This is a genomic window from Streptomyces nitrosporeus (assembly GCF_008704555.1).
Taxonomy (GTDB): Bacteria; Actinomycetota; Actinomycetes; order Streptomycetales; family Streptomycetaceae; genus Streptomyces; species Streptomyces nitrosporeus.
Window position 1 is genome coordinate 1802176 of sequence record NZ_CP023702.1, and the last position, 16872, is coordinate 1819047.

The 16872-nt window shown below is 73.0% G+C and carries 14 protein-coding genes; 4 read left to right on the forward strand and 10 right to left on the reverse strand.

Going from position 1 to position 16872, the window contains the following annotated elements; genetic code table 11:
* Window positions 1-267: 267 nt before the first annotated feature.
* The gene (locus CP967_RS07630; RefSeq protein ID WP_150487228.1) at window positions 268-1482 is read left to right on the forward strand and encodes a trypsin-like serine peptidase; all 1215 of its coding nucleotides are present in this window, start codon (window positions 268-270) and stop codon (window positions 1480-1482) included.
* Between the two features lie 106 nt (window positions 1483-1588).
* Here the strand turns inward: CP967_RS07630 and hflX are convergent, their stop codons facing one another.
* From hflX to miaA, 6 genes are all read right to left on the reverse strand, one after another.
* Window positions 1589-3109 carry a GTPase HflX gene (gene hflX, locus CP967_RS07635; RefSeq protein ID WP_150487229.1) on the reverse strand — a complete coding sequence of 507 codons (1521 nt, stop codon included), beginning with the start codon at window positions 3107-3109 and terminating at the stop codon, window positions 1589-1591.
* A 162-nt stretch (window positions 3110-3271) separates the two neighbouring features.
* Window positions 3272-4762, reverse strand: a complete 1491-nt coding sequence (locus tag CP967_RS07640) for a M1 family metallopeptidase (protein ID WP_150487230.1) — start codon at window positions 4760-4762, stop codon at window positions 3272-3274.
* Window positions 4763-4880: 118 nt separating this feature from the next.
* Complete coding sequence (locus tag CP967_RS07645) at window positions 4881-7025, reverse strand: RelA/SpoT family protein (RefSeq protein WP_150487231.1); 2145 nt, start codon at window positions 7023-7025, stop codon at window positions 4881-4883.
* Window positions 7026-7166: 141 nt separating this feature from the next.
* Window positions 7167-8039: a diaminopimelate epimerase gene (dapF, locus tag CP967_RS07650; RefSeq protein WP_150487232.1), complete on the reverse strand. Its 873-nt coding sequence runs from the start codon at window positions 8037-8039 to the stop codon at window positions 7167-7169.
* Between the two features lie 173 nt (window positions 8040-8212).
* Complete coding sequence (locus CP967_RS07655; RefSeq protein ID WP_150491750.1) at window positions 8213-8680, reverse strand: hypothetical protein; 468 nt, start codon at window positions 8678-8680, stop codon at window positions 8213-8215.
* 107 nt (window positions 8681-8787) lie between these two features.
* On the reverse strand, window positions 8788-9726 hold the full coding sequence (gene miaA, locus CP967_RS07660) for a tRNA (adenosine(37)-N6)-dimethylallyltransferase MiaA (protein WP_150487233.1): 939 nt from the start codon (window positions 9724-9726) through the stop codon (window positions 8788-8790).
* 133 nt (window positions 9727-9859) lie between these two features.
* On the opposite strand from miaA, the gene CP967_RS07665 reads away from it, so the two are divergent.
* Entirely contained in the window at window positions 9860-10096 is a 237-nt protein-coding gene (locus tag CP967_RS07665) for an antitoxin (RefSeq protein WP_150487234.1), read from the forward strand.
* Window positions 10097-10178: 82 nt separating this feature from the next.
* Here the strand turns inward: CP967_RS07665 and CP967_RS07670 are convergent, their stop codons facing one another.
* Together CP967_RS07670 and miaB are read right to left on the reverse strand one after the other, a co-directional pair.
* Window positions 10179-10901, reverse strand: coding sequence for a class III extradiol dioxygenase subunit B-like domain-containing protein (locus CP967_RS07670; protein ID WP_150487235.1), 723 nt, complete (start codon window positions 10899-10901; stop codon window positions 10179-10181).
* A gap of 87 nt (window positions 10902-10988) precedes the next feature.
* Window positions 10989-12509 (reverse strand): tRNA (N6-isopentenyl adenosine(37)-C2)-methylthiotransferase MiaB, encoded by a 1521-nt coding sequence (gene miaB / locus CP967_RS07675; RefSeq protein WP_150487236.1) that lies wholly within the window; start codon window positions 12507-12509, stop codon window positions 10989-10991.
* Window positions 12510-12607: 98 nt separating this feature from the next.
* On the opposite strand from miaB, the gene CP967_RS07680 reads away from it, so the two are divergent.
* Window positions 12608-13606, forward strand: a complete 999-nt coding sequence (locus tag CP967_RS07680) for a TAXI family TRAP transporter solute-binding subunit (RefSeq protein ID WP_150487237.1) — start codon at window positions 12608-12610, stop codon at window positions 13604-13606.
* Window positions 13607-13675: 69 nt separating this feature from the next.
* Here the strand turns inward: CP967_RS07680 and CP967_RS07685 are convergent, their stop codons facing one another.
* Both CP967_RS07685 and CP967_RS07690 read right to left on the reverse strand, forming a co-directional pair.
* A complete protein-coding gene (locus CP967_RS07685) occupies window positions 13676-15070 on the reverse strand; it encodes a sensor histidine kinase (protein ID WP_150487238.1) in 1395 nt (464 codons plus the stop codon).
* 14 nt (window positions 15071-15084) lie between these two features.
* Window positions 15085-15777 (reverse strand): response regulator transcription factor, encoded by a 693-nt coding sequence (locus CP967_RS07690; protein ID WP_150487239.1) that lies wholly within the window; start codon window positions 15775-15777, stop codon window positions 15085-15087.
* Window positions 15778-16063: 286 nt separating this feature from the next.
* On the opposite strand from CP967_RS07690, the gene CP967_RS07695 reads away from it, so the two are divergent.
* Window positions 16064-16849 carry an amino acid ABC transporter ATP-binding protein gene (locus CP967_RS07695; protein ID WP_150487240.1) on the forward strand — a complete coding sequence of 262 codons (786 nt, stop codon included), beginning with the start codon at window positions 16064-16066 and terminating at the stop codon, window positions 16847-16849.
* The last annotated feature ends 23 nt before the right edge of the window (window positions 16850-16872 follow it).

The window sequence follows — 16872 nt, forward strand, 5'->3', positions numbered from 1 at the left end:
CTGTGCGGGTGTCCTTCGCACGTACCAACGACGCCGGGCACGAAGGATCACGGGTAAATCGGAAGATCCCTGCGGAGGCGGACACCCGCGGGGACGGAACCGCGGCCCTGCCGCGTACCGTCCCCCACGGCAACGGCATAGTGGGGGCCGGCACACGGGTACCGGACGGGTGCGCGCGCAGCCGTGTCAGGCGCTGCCGCCGCCCCGCACAGGCAACTCCGCAGTGCGGTAAGGAAGTCAGTGACGAAGTCCCAGGGGGATCACCAGATGCGACCCATCCGTCCGACCGGCACGGCACGGCGTGGGAGGGGTGCGCGGCGGCCCGCCCTCGCCGCGGCGGCCCTCGCCGCCGTCCTGACGTTCACCGCCACCGCCTGCGGTCCCGAGGAGGACGTGCCGAGCGACAAGGCGAGCGACTCCGCGGCCGGCGCGTCCGACGGGAAGATCACGATTCCGGAGGACCTGAAGGACCGTCTGAAGGAACACGGGATCGACGTCGAGAAGTGGCGCGACGGCGCGTGGAAGAACTGGGACCAGGACAAGTGGCTGCGTGAGGCCAAGGACTACATCAACCCGATCATCGAGGACCTCTGGAACCCGGACCGGATGCGGGAGGCCGAGAAGCCGCCGGAGAACCCCGTCGACAACGACATCCCGGGGGACGAGGGCGTGACGGACCCGACGCCCGCCCCGGTCGAGGCCGCCGCTCTGGGAACGCCGTACCACGACGACGCGCCCGCCTCGGGGAAGCTGCTCTTCGACGGCCCCAAGGGCCCGATGGTCTGCTCGGCGACCGTGGTCCAGGACCCGGCCAACCCCGGCAGGTCCAACATGGTGTGGACCGCGGGGCACTGCGTGCACGCGGGCAAGGACGGCGGCTGGTACCGCAACATCGTCTTCGTCCCGTCGTACAACGACGCGGGCCTGTCGGCGGCGGAGCTGGAGACGGCGTCGAAGGAGCAGATCGCGCCGTACGGCCTGTGGTGGGGGCAGTGGGCCCAGACGTCCGACCAGTGGATCGCCCAGGGGGCGGCGACCGGCGGGCAGGGAGCGCCGTACGACTTCGCGGTGCTCCAGGTCACCCCGGAGAAGGGCGCGTCGGGCGCATCGCTGGAGGAGACGGTCGGTGCGGCCCTCCCCGTCGAGTTCGACGCCCCCGCGGTCCCGGAGATCGAGAGCATGACGGCCACCGGCTACCCGGCGGCTCCGCCGTTCGACGGCCAGAGGGCTCTGCGGTGCACGGACCGGCCGGGCCGGCTCTCGCTGTCCGAGAACGAGCCGACGATGTACCGCATCGGGTGCACGATGACCGGCGGTTCCTCCGGCGGCGGCTGGGTGGCGAAGGGCCGGGACGGCGAGCCGGCCCTGGTCTCCAACACCTCCATCGGCCCGGTGACGGCCGGCTGGCTGGCCGGCCCGCGTCTCGGCCCCGAGGCCGAGGGCGTCTACGAGGCGGTCAGCGAGAAGTACGCCGGACGGTAGCCCGGCGCACCGGAGGCCCGGCCCCCGCCTTCACGGGCGGTGGCCGGGCCTCCGGTGTGTCCGCGGGTGCCGGGGCGCGCCGGGCGGGCGCCGCCGTGCGGTGCGGTCAGTGCGCCGCCGGTACGAAGACCGAGAGCTCCGCGCCGAGTTCCTCGTGCACCCGGGCCTTGAGCAGGGTGCCCTCCGGGGTGTGCTCCTCGGAGACCACCTCGCCCTCGGCGTGCACCCGGGAAACGAGGGCGCCCTGCGTGTACGGCACCAGGGCCTCGATCTCGACGGACGGGCGGGGCAGCTCGTCGTCGATCAGCGCGAGCAGTTCGTCGATCCCCGCGCCGGTACGCGCCGACACCGCAATCGCGTGCTTCTCGTTGCGCAGGAGCCGCTGGAGCACCAGCGGGTCCGCCGCGTCCGCCTTGTTGACGACGACGATCTCGGGGACGTCGACGGCGCCGACGTCCCGGATCACCTCGCGCACGGCGGCGAGCTGCTCCTCCGGCACCGGGTGGGCACCGTCCACCACGTGCAGGATCAGGTCGGCCTCGCCGACCTCCTCCATGGTGGAGCGGAACGCCTCCACGAGGTGGTGCGGGAGATGGCGCACGAAGCCGACGGTGTCGGCCAGGGTGTAGACGCGGCCGCTCGGCGTCTCGGCCCGGCGCACGGTCGGGTCGAGGGTGGCGAACAGGGCGTTCTCCACCAGCACGCCCGCGCCGGTGAGCCGGTTGAGGAGCGAGGACTTGCCGGCGTTGGTGTATCCGGCGATGGCCACCGAGGGCACCTTGTTGCGCTTGCGCTCCTGGCGCTTGATCTCGCGCCCGGTCTTCATCTCCGCGATCTCCCGGCGCATCTTCGCCATCTTCTCGCGGATCCTGCGCCGGTCCGTCTCGATCTTGGTCTCACCGGGACCACGCGTGGCCATGCCACCGCCGCCGCTGGAACCGCCGCCGCCCATCTGACGCGAGAGCGACTGGCCCCAGCCCCGCAGCCTCGGCAGCATGTACTGCATCTGCGCGAGCGAGACCTGCGCCTTGCCCTCCCGGGACTTGGCGTGCTGGGCGAAGATGTCGAGGATCAGCGCGGTCCGGTCGACCACCTTGACCTTGACGACGTCTTCGAGGTGGATCAGCTGGCCGGGGCTCAGCTCACCGTCGCAGACGACGGTGTCGGCCCCCGACTCCAGCACGATGTCCCGGAGCTCCAGGGCCTTGCCGGAGCCGATGTAGGTGGCGGGGTCGGGCTTGTCGCGCCGCTGGAAGACGGCGTCGAGCACGAGTGCGCCGGCCGTCTCCGCCAGGGCCGCCAGCTCGGCGAGGGAGTTCCGCGCGTCCTCGGCCGTCCCGGAGGTCCAGACGCCCACCAGCACCACGCGCTCCAGGCGCAGCTGGCGGTACTCGACCTCGGTGACGTCCTCGAGCTCGGTGGAGAGCCCGGCCACGCGGCGCAGCGCCGCGCGTTCGGAGCGGTCGAACTGGTCGCCGTCCCGCTCCGTGTCGATTTCGTGGCTCCAGGCGACGTCCTCTTCCATCAGGGCGTCGGCCCGGAGGCCCTCGGTGAGGCTTTCGGACGCGGGGTCCGTGGCGCTCTGCACGTGCTGCGCGTCCTGGGGAAGGGAAGAAGAGGAGGTCATTGGATCCTTACGTCGATGGAAGTCGTTACACCGGTCACAACGTGTGACGCGGCCCGAAGATTCCCCCCGGGGGCATCCGGTCCGCCGGCGGTCCGGGAGATCTCCCCCGGTGCCTCCGGCTGTCCTCGGTCCGTCGATAGTGACATGCCCCCGCCGGGCCCGTCACGCAGGTTTCGGGGCGTGCGGGCCCGCCTGCGGCTCCGCGGCCGCCCGGGGGGTCTCGCTCCGCCAGTCGGGGTGGCCCGGCATGGGCGGGGTCTTCTCCCCGTACAGCCAGCCGTCGAAGAAGGCCGTCAGGTCCCGCCCGGCGTACCGGGAGGCGAGCCGGGTGAAGTCGGAGGTCGTCGCGGACCCGTTCCGGTGGATCCGGGGCCATGCCTTCTCCAGGCGGCCGAAGGCCCGCTCGCCGATCTCCCCGCGCAGTGCGTAGAGGACGAGGGCGCTGCCGTCGTACACCACGGGCCGGAAGAGGCTGATCTTGTGGTCCGGGGAGGGGACGTCCGGGCGGGCCGGCGGGCCGCCCGCCGCACGCCAGGCGTCGGACCGGGCGTACGCCTGGCGCATGCGCTGTTCGAGCGGCTTGTCCGCGTGCTCCTCGGCGTACCGGGCCTCGTACCAGGTGGCGTGCCCTTCGCTCAGCCAGAGGTCGGACCAGGTCCGGGGGGAGACGCTGTTGCCGAACCACTGGTGGGCGAGCTCGTGCACCATGATCGACTCGATGTACCAGGCGGGGAGCCCCGGTTCGGTGAACAGGGAGCGTTCGAAGAGCGAGAGGGTCTGGGTCTCCAGCTCGAAGCCGGTCTCGGTGTCCGCGACCAGCAGGCCGTACGTCTCGAACGGGTAGGGGCCGGCCTGCTCCTGCATCCACTCCATCTGCCGCGGTGTCCTGGCCAGCCAGTGCTCCAGTTCCTTCCGGTCTGCCGCCGGCACCACGTCGCGCAGCGGCAGCCCGCCCGGTCCGGCGCGGTGCACGACGGTGGAGCGGCCGATGGAGACCTGGGCCAGTTCGGTGGCCATGGGATGCGTGGTGCGGTAGGTCCAGGTGGTGGTCCTCCCGTGCCGTTCCCGTCCGGCGGGCAGTCCGCCCGCGACGACCGTGAGGTCCTCGGGCGCGGTGACCCGGAAGGTGAAGCGGGCCTTGTCGGCGGGGTGGTCGTTGCCGGGGAAGACCCGGTGCGCGGCGTCCGCCTGGTTGGCCATGGCGAGGCCGTCCGAGGTGCGGACCCAGCCGCCGCGGGCCGGGTCCCCCGTGGGGTCGCTGGTGTGCCGGACGGTGATGCGTACCGACGCTCCGGCCGGCAGCCGGTCCGGGGCCCTGATGACGAGGTCCTCCCCGGCGGTGGCGAACTCGCTGTCCCGGCCGTCGACTTCGACGCCCTGGACGGTGCCCTGCGAGAAGTCGAGGTTGATGCGGTCCAGGGGGGCGGTGGTGCGCGCGTCGATCCGCGTGACGGCGTCGAGGGGGCGGGTGCTGCTGCCGTGGTAGGTGAGCGAGATGTCGTACGCGAGGACGTCGTACCCCGGGTTCCCGAGGTGGGGGAAGAGCCGGTCGCCGATACCGAGCGGTTCGGGGGCGGGCAGGGTCGCGGCGACGAGGGCGGCCGACGCGGTGGCCAGCAGGGCGGCACGCAGTCGGCGGGAGGTGTGCGGCATGGACTACCGCTACCAGCGCGGGCGCCCTCCACGGGGGCGGCGCGCGCCGTGCCACCCGAACGGGGACCTCAGGACTCCGTCCGGAGCCGTGGGCCGCCGCCGGGCGGGCCCGGCCGGCTCAGCCCGTCGGGGCGGGTCGCTGGGCGCGGCTGACGTCGTACACGCCCGGCACGTCGCGCATCGCTCTCATCAGGCCGGGCAGCCGTGCGGCGTCGGGGAGTTGGACGGTGTAGGTGTGCCGGACCCGCTGCTCGCTCGGCGGTTCCACGGTGGCCGAGACGATGGCCGCGTCGGCGGTGGCGATGGCCTCGGTGAGGTCGGCGAGCAGCCGGGGGCGTCCGAACGACTCGGCGACCAGGGTGACCCGGAAGTCGGCGGCTCCGTCCCGGTCCGCGGCGTCGTCCCAGCGTGCCCCGACGGCCGCCCTGCTGACCTCCCGCATCCGCGAGACGGCCGCGCATTCCCGGCGGTGCACGGTGACGGCCCCGCCGCGCACGGCGAAGCCGGTGATCGCGTCGGGCGGCACGGGCGTGCAGCAGCCGGCGAGCCTGACCGGCGCGCCCGGGATGTCGACACGGACTCCCACCGCGCGCCCCGGGCCGCGCGGGTGGCCGGCCGCCGGGCCCTCCGGGGGCCTCCCCCGTCTGCCGGGCCCCGCGGGGCCGCTGCCCGGGGAGCCGGGGGCGCCGTCCGGGTGGGTTTCGAGCCATCCGGCGATCGCGATCCTGGCGGCGGGGGTACGGGCGTGGTCGAGCCACTGCGGCGAGGGCCCGGAGGACGCGTCCTGCGCGAGCAGCGGGCGTACGGTGTCGCCGTCGTTCAGGACGGTGCTGAGGGTGACCAGACGGCCGTTGACGTGTGCGCCGATACAGCCGTGGGCCGCTTCGCCGTACCGGGCGTACGCCGCGTCGACACAGCTGGCGCCGGCGGGCAGCGGGAGCGTCGTCCCGTCGGGGCCGAAGACGGTGATCTCCCGGTTCTGGGCGAGGTCGTCGCGCAGGGTGGTCCAGAACGTGTCGGGGTCGGTGGCGGACTCCTGCCAGGTGAGGAGGCGTGAGAGCCAGCCCGGCCGGGTCGGGTCGGCCCGCTCGCCGTCGGCGGGTTCGGCCTGGGCGGGCGCGCCGCCGTCGTGGGCGTAGGGGTTTCCGAGCGCGACGACTCCGGCTTCGGCGACCTTGTGCATCCGGTGCGTGCGGATGAGGACTTCGGCGACGGCGCCCTCGGGTCCGACGACCGCGGTGTGCAGGGACTGGTAGAGGTTGAACTTCGGGGCGGCGATGAAATCCTTGAACTCGGAGACGACCGGGGTGAAGCAGGTGTGCAGTTCACCCAGCACCGCGTAGCAGTCGGCGTCCTCCCCGACCAGGACCAGCAGCCGCCCGAAGTCGGTCCCGCGCAGGTCGCCGCGTTTGCCGCGCACCCGGTGGACGGAGACGAAGTGGCGCGGCCTGATGAGGACTTCGGCACCGATCCCGGCCTCGCGCAGGGTGGTCCCGACGGCCTCCGCGATCTCGGCGAGCGGGTCCCGCCCGCCGCCCGCCGCGGCGATCAGCGCACGGGTGCCCTCGTACTCCGCCGGATGGAGGATGGCGAAGACCAGGTCCTCCAGCTCGGTCTTGAGCGCCTGCACGCCCAGGCGTTCGGCGAGCGGGATGAGGACGTCCCGGGTGACCTTGGCGATCCTGGCCTGCTTCTCGGGCCTCATGACACCGAGGGTGCGCATGTTGTGCAGCCGGTCGGCCAGCTTGATGGACATGACGCGTACGTCGTTGCCGGTGGCGACGAGCATCTTGCGGAAGGTCTCGGGTTCGGCGGCGGCGCCGTAGTCGACCTTCTCCAGTTTGGTGACCCCGTCGACCAGATAGGCGACCTCGTCGCCGAACCGCTCCCGGACCTGATCCAGCGTCACCTCGGTGTCCTCCACGGTGTCGTGGAGGAGGGAGGCCGTCAGAGTCGTGGTCTCGGCGCCGAGTTCGGCCAGGATCAGGGTCACGGCGAGCGGGTGGGTGATGTAGGGCTCGCCGCTCTTGCGTGTCTGGCCGCGGTGGGAGGACTCGGCGAGGACGTAGGCCTTGTGCAGGACCGACAGGTCCGCGTCCGGATGGTGCGCCCGGTGGGCCTCCGCCACGTGTCCGATGGCGTCGGGCAGGCGGTCGCGGGCCACCGGGCCGAGCACGGCGACCCTGCCGAGCCTGCGCAGATCGATCCGCGGGCGGCTGCGCTTGCGGGGGGGAGCACCTGGGTCGGTGGCCTCTGCGCTCATGGGGCACCTCCGGCGACGTCGACCGGCGGTGAGGGGGAGGCGGCTGTGCCTCCGGGCCGGTGCTTGATGCTACCGAGCCCACCACGCGGAGCAGTCCACCTCTCGCCCAGCGTGAAACGGATCACCCATTCGAGCGAAGCTCTATCCGGCCATCGTTTCGATCCGGTCCATGTCGGCCACGCCCTCGGCGACGATCACCGCGGGGCCCGTCATCTCGACGGCGCCGTCCGGGTGTTCGGTGATCACCAGCGTGCCCCCGGGGAGGTCCACGGTGTATGTGACCGGCTCCCCGGTCAGCGCGGGGTCCGCGCCGTCACGGCGGGCGGCGGCGACGGCCACGGCGCAGGCGCCGGTACCGCAGGAGCGGGTCTCGCCGGAGCCGCGCTCGTGGACGCGCATCGCGACGTGACGGGGTCCCCGGTCCACCACGAACTCGATGTTGACCCCGTCCGGGTAGACGGACTCCGGGCTGAACCGCGGTACGGACCGCAGGTCCCCGGCGTGCGCCAGGTCGTCCACGAACGCGACGGCGTGCGGGTTGCCCATGCTGACGTTGCGGGCGTCCCAGGCGCGGCCGTCCACGGTCACGCGCACCCCTTCGTCCAGGAGCGCGGCGCGCCCCATGGAAACGGTGACGTCGCCGTCCCCGGAGAGGCGCACCCGCTTGACGCCGCCCCGGGTCGCGACGGCCAGGCCGCCGTCCCCGGCGAGGCCGGCGCGCTGGAGGTAACGGGCGAAGACGCGCACGCCGTTGCCGCACATCTCGGCGACCGAGCCGTCGGCGTTGCGGTAGTCCATGAACCACTCGGCCGTGTCCGCCATGTGCCGGGCGTCCGGGTGGGCGGCGGACCGCACGACGTGCAGCAGGCCGTCGCCGCCGATGCCCGCCCGCCGGTCGCAGAGCCGGGCGACGGCGGAGGCCGGCAGGTCCACGGTGTTGTCGGGGTCGGGAACGATCACGAAGTCGTTCTCGGTGCCGTGGCCCTTGAGGAAGGCGATCTGTGCGGTGCTCACGGTCCCACTGTACGAGGTGGCGGTGACGGCCCGTGGTCCCGGGCGCCCCGGGGCCGGACGGCCGGAGGTCCGTGCCGCGGGCAGGCCGCGCTCGGTGCTTCCGTGCCGTGGTCAGGCCGCGCGCCGCCGTGCTCGGTGCTTCCGTGCCGCGGGCAGACCGCGCGCCGCCGTGCTCAGTGCTGGAGCCGGGCCACGCGCCAGACCGCGAGGGCGACCAGCACGGCGCCCAGCGCCACGTACAGGGCGACCATGCGCCAGTCGGGGCGCTCGGCCGATCCCCTGGCCGGCAGGCCGGGCCAGGTGTGCCCCACCCGCCGCGCCGCCATCATGCCCCAGCCGGCCGCGCAGCCGCTGATCAGCAGGCCCAGCATCGCCACGATGGCACCGCCGTCGCCGACCTCGAAGGCGAGGGGGAAGGCGAACATCAGGGAGCCGAGCGCGGACAGCACCACGATGGGCGCGAGCTGCCAGATCCGGAGCCGGCGGGCGGGCCGGAGCTCGACCTCGACCTCGGGGGCCACGTCATGGGCCTCGGGGGTCGCCTCGTGCTCCTCGGTCCCGGGCCCGTCAGGGCTCAGGTGCCCTGTCCGGTGCTCCGTACCCGGTGCGTCCCGGTCTGTGTCGCGAGGGCCGGCCTCCATCGCCACACGCCCTCCCCACTCGGACTCCACTGGTCGATCGATGCTCGATGATGGCACGCTCGCGGGCGCCGATATGACAGGCGGGGCTTCCCGATGCCATCACGTGATCAGGCTGTAACCGCTCGTTCGACCAACGTCATGGCCAGCTCCGGGAGTTCCCGGCGCCGGTCCTCACCGCCGTCCAGCCACCGCACGCGCGGGTCGCGGCGGAACCAGGAATCCTGACGGCGCGCGAAGCGTTTGGTGGCGCGCACGGTTTCGGCGCGCGCCTCCTGTTCGGTGCACTCCCCCGCCAGCGCGGCGAGGACCTGCTGGTAGCCGAGCGCCCGGGACGCGGTCCGCCCCTCCCGCAGGCCCAGGGCCTCCAGCCTGCGCACCTCGTCCACCAGCCCGGCCTCCCACATCCGGTCCACCCGGGCGCTGATCCGGGCGTCCAGTTCGGGACGCCCGACGTCCACCCCGATCTGCACGGCGTCGTACACCGGCTTCTCGCCCGGCAGGTTGGCGGTGAAGGGCTTGCCGGTGATCTCGATGACCTCCAGCGCGCGGACGATCCGCCGCCCGTTGCCGGCCAGGATGGCGCGGGCCGCGGGCGGGTCCACCTCCGCCAGCCGCGCGTGCAGGGCGCCGGGGCCGCCGAGGGCCAGTTCCTGTTCGAGCCGGGCGCGCACCTCCGGGTCGGTACCGGGGAAATCGAGGGCGTCGACGGCGCCCTTCACGTAGAGCCCGGAACCGCCCACGAGGATCGGCGTGCGGCCCTCGGCGAGCAGCCGGTCGATCTCGGCGCGTGCCCGTCTCTGGTACTCGGCGACGCTGGCGGCCTCGGTGACGTCCCAGATGTCCAGCAGATGGTGCGGGACGTCCCCGCGCTCGGCCGGTGTCAGTTTGGCCGTGCCGATGTCCATGCCGCGGTAGAGCTGCATGGAGTCCGCGTTGACCACTTCCCCGCCGAGCCGCTGGGCGAGGAACACCCCGAGGTCGGACTTCCCGGCTGCGGTGGGGCCGACGACGGTGATGACGCGCGGGGCGGGGGCTGGTGTGCTCACCGGGACAGTGTCCCAAACTCCGGGAGGCCGCCGGACGCGCGGGAGGCGGACCGCGGCTGCGGGGCGGGGGACGCGCGTTTCGCCCGCTCACGGGTAAAATGTGATCACATCCCACCAGCACGGAAGGTGACCCATGGGTTTCCTGGACAGCCTGAAGGCCAAGCTGGACCCGGCCAGGGACAAGGTCGGTGACCTCGCGCAGCAGCACGGGTCCAAGATCGACCAGGGTCTCGACAAGGCCGCGCGCACGGTCGATCAGCGGACCAAGGGCAAATACAGCGACAGGATCGTGTCCGGCACCCAGAAGGCCAAGGACGCGATCGACCGCCTGGGGCAGAAGAAGGACGGCGGGTCTCCCCCGGCCGCCTGATCCGGGCGGCGGTACGGCCGAGGGCCGTGGAGCGGAGGGCTCCACGGCCCTCCGCCGTGTCACGGCCACCCGGGCCGCTCCGTCAGGACCAGGCCGCGACGAGGTATCCCACGCCGTAGGGGGCGTCCTCGTGGAGCAGCCGTCCGCCGAGCCCGGCCCCCTCGGCCGCGCCCGCCAGCACCTGCCAGGGCGCACGGCCCGCGGCCTTGACCTCCCGGGCCGAGGCCGCGTCCAGCGCGGCCAGCGCCGGGAGGTCTGCGGCGCCCAGGGCGCGGGCCGCCTCCGCGTCGAAATCCAGCGCCCGCGGGTGGAGGTAGCCGGGCGACTTGACCGTGCGGCAGGCGCTTCCGTCCCCCATCACCAGCATGGCCACCCGGTCCGCCCGCGCCCCCAGCTCCCGCCCGGCCCGGGCGCAGTCGCCGGGGGCCAGCGACTCCTCGATCCCGAGGCCCTCCACCGGGGCGCCGTTCCACCCGGTGTGCTCCAGCAGCCAGGCGCCGACGGCCAGGGACGCCGGGAGCGGCCGGGGCCGGGCGGCCGCTGTGCCGGGAGCGCCTTCGCCCAGCCGTACGGTCAGCCCGACACCGAACCCGGCGAACGAGCCGGGCGACCCGGCCGGGAACGGGCCGCGCCCGTCCGGGCCCGCGGGCCCGGCCACGATCAGCAGGTCGGGCCGCGCCGCGGCCAGCACCCCCACCGCGTCGGTGCACGCGTCACGCGCGGCGTCGAGTTCGGGGGCGGCTCCGGCGGCCACCTGGGGCACCAGGAGCGGCGGGCAGGGGCAGACGGCGGCGGCGACAAGCATGCCGGTCAGCGTACTGCCGGCGGGCCGGGGGAAGGCTGCCCGGGACCCGGTCCCCGCGCCCGCCGGCCGTACGGGGCGGGCGGCGGGTCAGTCGCAGCCGCACCCCGGGGCGGCCGCGGCGGGCAGCGGCGCCGGGGCCCCGATGCCGGGGAGGCCCAGCATCACTCCGGCGGGCTTGGCCCCGGCGGCCCCGGCGCGCTTCTCCCAGGCGTCGCCCGACCGGGTGCGGCGCACTCCCGCCGGCTCGCCCTCGGCGAGCAGGTGGTGCGGGGCGGCGTAGGTGACCTCGACGGTCACCACGTCGCCGGGGCGCGCGTCCTGGGCGGGCTTGGTGAAGTGGACCAGGCGGTTGTCCGGGGCGCGCCCGGAGAGGCGGTGGGTGGCGCCGTCCTTGCGTCCCTCGCCCTCGGCGACCATGACGTCCAGGGTGCGGCCGACCTGCTTCTTGTTCTCCTCCCAGGAGATCGCCTCCTGGAGGGCGGACAGGCGCATGTAGCGCTCCTGGACGACCTCCTTGGGGATCTGCCCCTCCATGCCGGCCGCCGGTGTCCCGGGGCGCTTGGAGTACTGGAAGGTGAAGGCGTTGGCGAACCGCGCCTCACGCACCGTGTGCATCGTCTGCTCGAAGTCCTCCTCGGTCTCCCCGGGGAAGCCGACGATGATGTCGGTGGAGATGGCGGCGTCGGGCATGGCCGCCCGCACCTTCTCGATGATCCCGAGGAAGCGTTCCTGTCGGTAGGAGCGGCGCATGGCCCTGAGGATCCGGTCCGAGCCGGACTGGAGCGGCATGTGGAGCTGGGGCATGACGTTGGGCGTCTCGGCCATCGCCGCGATCACGTCGTCGGTGAAGTCGCGCGGGTGGGGCGAGGTGAAGCGGACCCGCTCCAGGCCCTCGACGGCGCCGCAGGCGCGCAGCAGCTTCGAGAATGCCTCGCGGTCGCCGATGTCCGACCCGTAGGCGTTCACGTTCTGGCCGAGGAGTGTGATCTCGCTGACACCCTCGGCGACGAGGGCCTCGACCTCGGCGAGGATGTCGCCGGTGCGCCGGTCCTTCTCCTTGCCGCGCAGCGCCGGGACGATGCAGAAGGTGCAGGTGTTGTTGCAGCCCACCGAGATCGAGACCCACGCCGCGTACGCGGACTCGCGGCGGGTCGGCAGCGTGGAGGGGAATGCCTCCAGGGACTCGGCGATCTCGACCTGCGCCTCCTCCTGGACCCGGGCGCGCTCCAGGAGCACCGGCAGCTTGCCGATGTTGTGGGTGCCGAAGACGACGTCGACCCAGGGGGCGCGCTGGACGATGGTGTCGCGGTCCTTCTGCGCCAGGCAGCCGCCGACGGCGATCTGCATCCCGGGGCGCTTCGTCTTCATCGGGGCGAGCCGTCCGAGGTTGCCGTACAGCTTGTTGTCGGCGTTCTCGCGTACGGCGCAGGTGTTGAAGACGACGACGTCGGCGTCGCCGTCGGAGCCCTCGGGGGCGCGGACGTATCCGGCGTCCTCCAGCAGCCCCGACAAGCGTTCGGAGTCGTGGACGTTCATCTGGCACCCGTAGGTGCGCACTTCGTAGCTCTTCTGGACGTCCACTGCTTCGCTCCGGTTGCCGCTGGTCATGGGACAAGGGTAGGCGGTGGCGGGGGCCTTCCCGTCTCCGGAGCCCCGGGCGGCCTCCGGCCTGGTCAGGACGGGTCCCGGGCTGGCAGGATCGCCCCATGCTGCCCGCGCTGTCCCGTCCGGCCCGCCGGCGCGCCGCCCAGGGGGGCGCCGCGGCGGCTCTCGTGCTCGGGCTGCTGCTGTGGTGGGTGCTCCCGCTCGGGGAGCCCGAGCCGAGCGGCTCCCTCACCTTCTCCACCGGGGTGCCGAGCGGGGTGTACCAGCGGTACGGGCAGCGGCTCGAAGGAGCGCTGGCCAAGGACATGCCGAAGGTGTCCATACAGCTGCGGACCAGCGAGGGCTCGCAGGAGAACCTCGAACGGGTGGCGACCGGTGAGGCCGACTTCACCATCGCCACCGCCGACGCCGTGGCGACCTATCTGCAGAGCGGCCGGCCCGGCGGCGCGCGCCTGCGCGGCTGCGTGCGCCTGTACGACGACTACATACAGCTGGTCGTGCCGAAGGACTCCGGCGTCCGGGAGGTCGCCGACCTGCGGGGGAAGCGGGTCGGGGTCGGCCAGAAGGGTTCGGGGGTCCTGCTCGTCGCGGACCGGCTGATGAAGGCGGCGGGCATCGATCCGGTGGCGGACATCCGCCCGGTCGAGGCGGGCATCGACACGATGCCCCAGCGGCTGGCGGACGGGGAGCTGGACGCCTTCTTCTGGTCCGGGGGGCTGCCGACCGGTGCGGTGGAGGACCTCTCGCAGCGGTTCGCCGTGCGTCTGGTGCCGCTGGCCGACGAGCTGGTCGGCAAGCTCCAGGCGGCCGGCGGATCGACGCGCCACTACCGTTCGGCCGTGATGCCGGCGGACGCCTACCACCACGCCCAGCAGGGGCAGGCGGTGCGTACGGTGGCCGTCGCCAACCTGCTGATCACCACCGACCGCACCGATCCGCTGATGACCGAGGCGTTCACCCGGACCGTGATCGACAGCCGTGACCGCATCGGGCGCGAGGTGCACGCGGCACAGCTGGTGGACCTGCGTACGGCCATCTACACCGATCCGCTGCCGCTGCACGAAGGGGCCAGGCGCTACTACCGCTCGGCCAAGCCCTGACCCGCCCGCCCGAAGCCCCGGACGGCAGGGGCCCGGCTGGCGGTGCCCGGGTCTTCGGAGCACGCCCTCTCAGTGGTGCGGGGCGTCGCGCGGGACGGTGACGGTCACGCGCAGGCCGTGGGGTTCGTGCGGGGCGTAGCCGATCGATCCGCCGCCCGCGGTGAGGAGCGCGCGTGAGATGGACAGGCCCAGGCCCGATCCCTTGACGTTCTGGTGCCGGCCGCTGCGCCAGAACCGGTCGCCGACGCGTTCCATCTCCTGCTCCGTCAGCCCGGGGCCGCGGTCGGCGACGACCACCGTCGCCCCGGTGCCGTCACTGCCCGCGGCGACCTCGACCTCCTCACCGGGGGGCGTGAACTTCAGGGCGTTGTCGATGACCGCGTCCAGTGCGCTGGAGAGGGCGACCGGGTCGGCCCAGCCGGTCACGGCGGGCACGCCGCCCTGGGTGAGCCGTACGCCCTTCTCCTCGGCCAGCGGGCGCCAGGAGGCGACGCGTTCCGCGGCGAGTGCCGCGATGTCGACGAGCTGGAGGTCGGCCGCGGTGTGTTCGGCCAGCGCCAGGTCCAGCAGGTCGTCCAGGACCTGGGCGAGCCGCTTGCCCTCCGTGCGCACGGAGGCGATCTCCTCGTTCCCCTCGGGCAGTTCCAGGGCGAGCAGTTCGATCCGCAGCAGCAGTGCGGCCAGCGGGTTGCGCAGCTGGTGGGAGGCGTCGGCGACGAAGGCCCGCTGCTGTTCCAGCACGTCCTCGACGTTGTCGGCCATCTCGTTGAAGGAGCGGGCCAGCCGCCGGAGTTCCGGGGGGCCGCCGGAGGCCACGACGCGTGAGCGCATCCGCCCGCTGGCGATGTCGTGGGCGGCCGCGTCCAGGGTCCGCACGGGCAGCAGGACCCATCCGGTGAGGCGGAACGCGGCGCCCAGGGCGACCAGCATCGCGGCGCTCTCGCCGAGGGCGATGAGCAGCCATCCGCGCAGGGTCCGCGCACGCATCCCGCCGGTGGGCGAGTCGGTCACCACGACCGCCACCACGTCGCCGTCCCGTACCACCGGGGAGGCGACGACGATCCGCCCGTCCTGCCAGGGCCAGACCTGGGGCGGGTCGTGCGAACGGCGCCCGAGCAGTGCTTCCTTGAACGCCTCGCGCCCCTCCCCCTCGGCCGGTACGGACCAGGAGGCGGGTGCCTTGGCGAGGGCCTCGTCGTCCCGGTAGAAGACGCCGGCCCTGATCCCGTACACCGACGCGTAGGCCTCTAGTTCGGTCTGGAGGATGCGCTGCCGTTCGTCGGTGCCCTCCAGCGGTTCGCTGACGAACTGGGCGAGCGCGGCGAAGCGCGCGGTGTCGTCGATCCGGTCGATGACCACGCGCTGCTGTTCCGCCGCGGCGACCCGCACGGCGAGCGGGAAACCGAGCGCGAGCAGGACGGCGGCCATCAGGACGATGAGCAGGGGCAGCAGACGGGTACGCACCGGTGCCGGGGGCCTCAGAGGGAGGACGGGACGAGCCGGTAGCCGACGCCCCGTACGGTCTCGATCAGGGCGGGCAGGCGCAGCTTCGACCGCAGGGACGCCACGTGCACCTCCAGGGTGCGCCCGGTCCCCTCCCAGCTGGTGCGCCACACCTCGCTGATGATCTGCTCGCGCCGGAAGACCACGCCGGGGCGCTGGGCGAGCAGGGCGAGCAGGTCGAACTCCTTGCGCGTGAGCTGGACCTCCTGACCGTCGACGCTCACCTTCCGGGTGGGCAGCTCGATACGGACCGGGCCGAAGGCGAGGGCCGCGAGGGGGTTCGGCCCGGTCTCCTCGCCGGCCGTCCTGCGCCGGGCCACGGCGTGGATCCGGGCGAGGAGTTCACCGGTGTCGTAGGGCTTGACGACGTAGTCGTCGGCGCCGAGGTTCAGGCCGTGGATGCGCGAACGGACGTCGGCCCGCGCGGTCACCATGATCACGGGGGTGCTGGAGCGCTTGCGGATCTTCCCGCACACCTCGTAGCCGTCCTGGTCGGGCAGCCCGAGGTCCAGGAGCACCACACCGAAGGGGTCCTGTCCGGCGGGCAGCAGCGCCTGCAGCGCCTCCTCGCCGTTGCGGGCGTGCACGACCTGGAAACCGTGCCGTGCCAGTACGGCGGAGAGGGCCGCCGCGACGTGGTCGTCGTCCTCGACGAGCAGCAGTCTCATGTCCCCTCCTCTCCACCTCGCGTACGCACGGACGTCGAGATTACGCGGGACGATGCGTACAGGGCATCCACGCCGATGACGGCGCCCGAGTCAAGCCCCTCCCGGTTACCACCGGGTTTCCGTTATCCACCCGGTACGCCGGATCGCGGGCCGTGGCGTCCCGTTCACGCGGTGTGTCCGGCTGAGGCCGGATCGTTATGCTCAATTTCCGCTCAGATGTAATGACGCTGGTAGCACTGCGTCACTAGGGTCCTTGCCTAACCGAGGAGGACGGAGCAAGAAGCCGATGAGCGGAGTTTCAGTGACCAAGGCCGCCCACGACGCCGCGCCCGCGGGAGACGACCTTGTCGTACTGAGCAACGTCAACAAGCACTTCGGCGCGCTGCATGTGCTCCAGGACATCGATCTGACCATCGCCCGTGGCGAGGTCGTCGTCGTCATCGGGCCCTCCGGGTCCGGGAAGTCCACGCTGTGCCGCACGATCAACCGCTTGGAGACGATCGACTCGGGCGCGATCACGATCGACGGCAGGCCGCTGCCCCAGGAGGGCAGGGAGCTGGCCAGGCTGCGTGCCGATGTCGGCATGGTCTTCCAGTCGTTCAATCTCTTCGCGCACAAGACGGTGCTCGAGAACGTGATGCTGGGCCAGGTCAAGGTCCGCAGGACGGACAAGGCGACCGCCGAGTCGAAGTCCCGGGCGCTGCTCGACCGGGTGGGCGTCGGGGCCCAGGCCGACAAGTACCCGGCGCAGCTCTCCGGCGGCCAGCAGCAGCGTGTCGCGATCGCGCGCGCGCTGGCGATGGACCCCAAGGTGATGCTCTTCGACGAGCCCACGTCGGCGCTCGACCCGGAGATGATCAACGAGGTGCTCGAGGTCATGCAGCAGCTGGCCCGGGAGGGGATGACGATGGTCGTCGTCACCCACGAGATGGGCTTCGCCCGCTCGGCCGCCAACCGCGTCGTCTTCATGGCGGACGGAAAGATCGTCGAAGAGGCCGTGCCGGACCAGTTCTTCAGCGCCCCGCGCAGCGACCGGGCCAAGGACTTCCTGTCGAAGATCCTTCACCACTGACGGCCCGTGCCCTGATGGTGCGT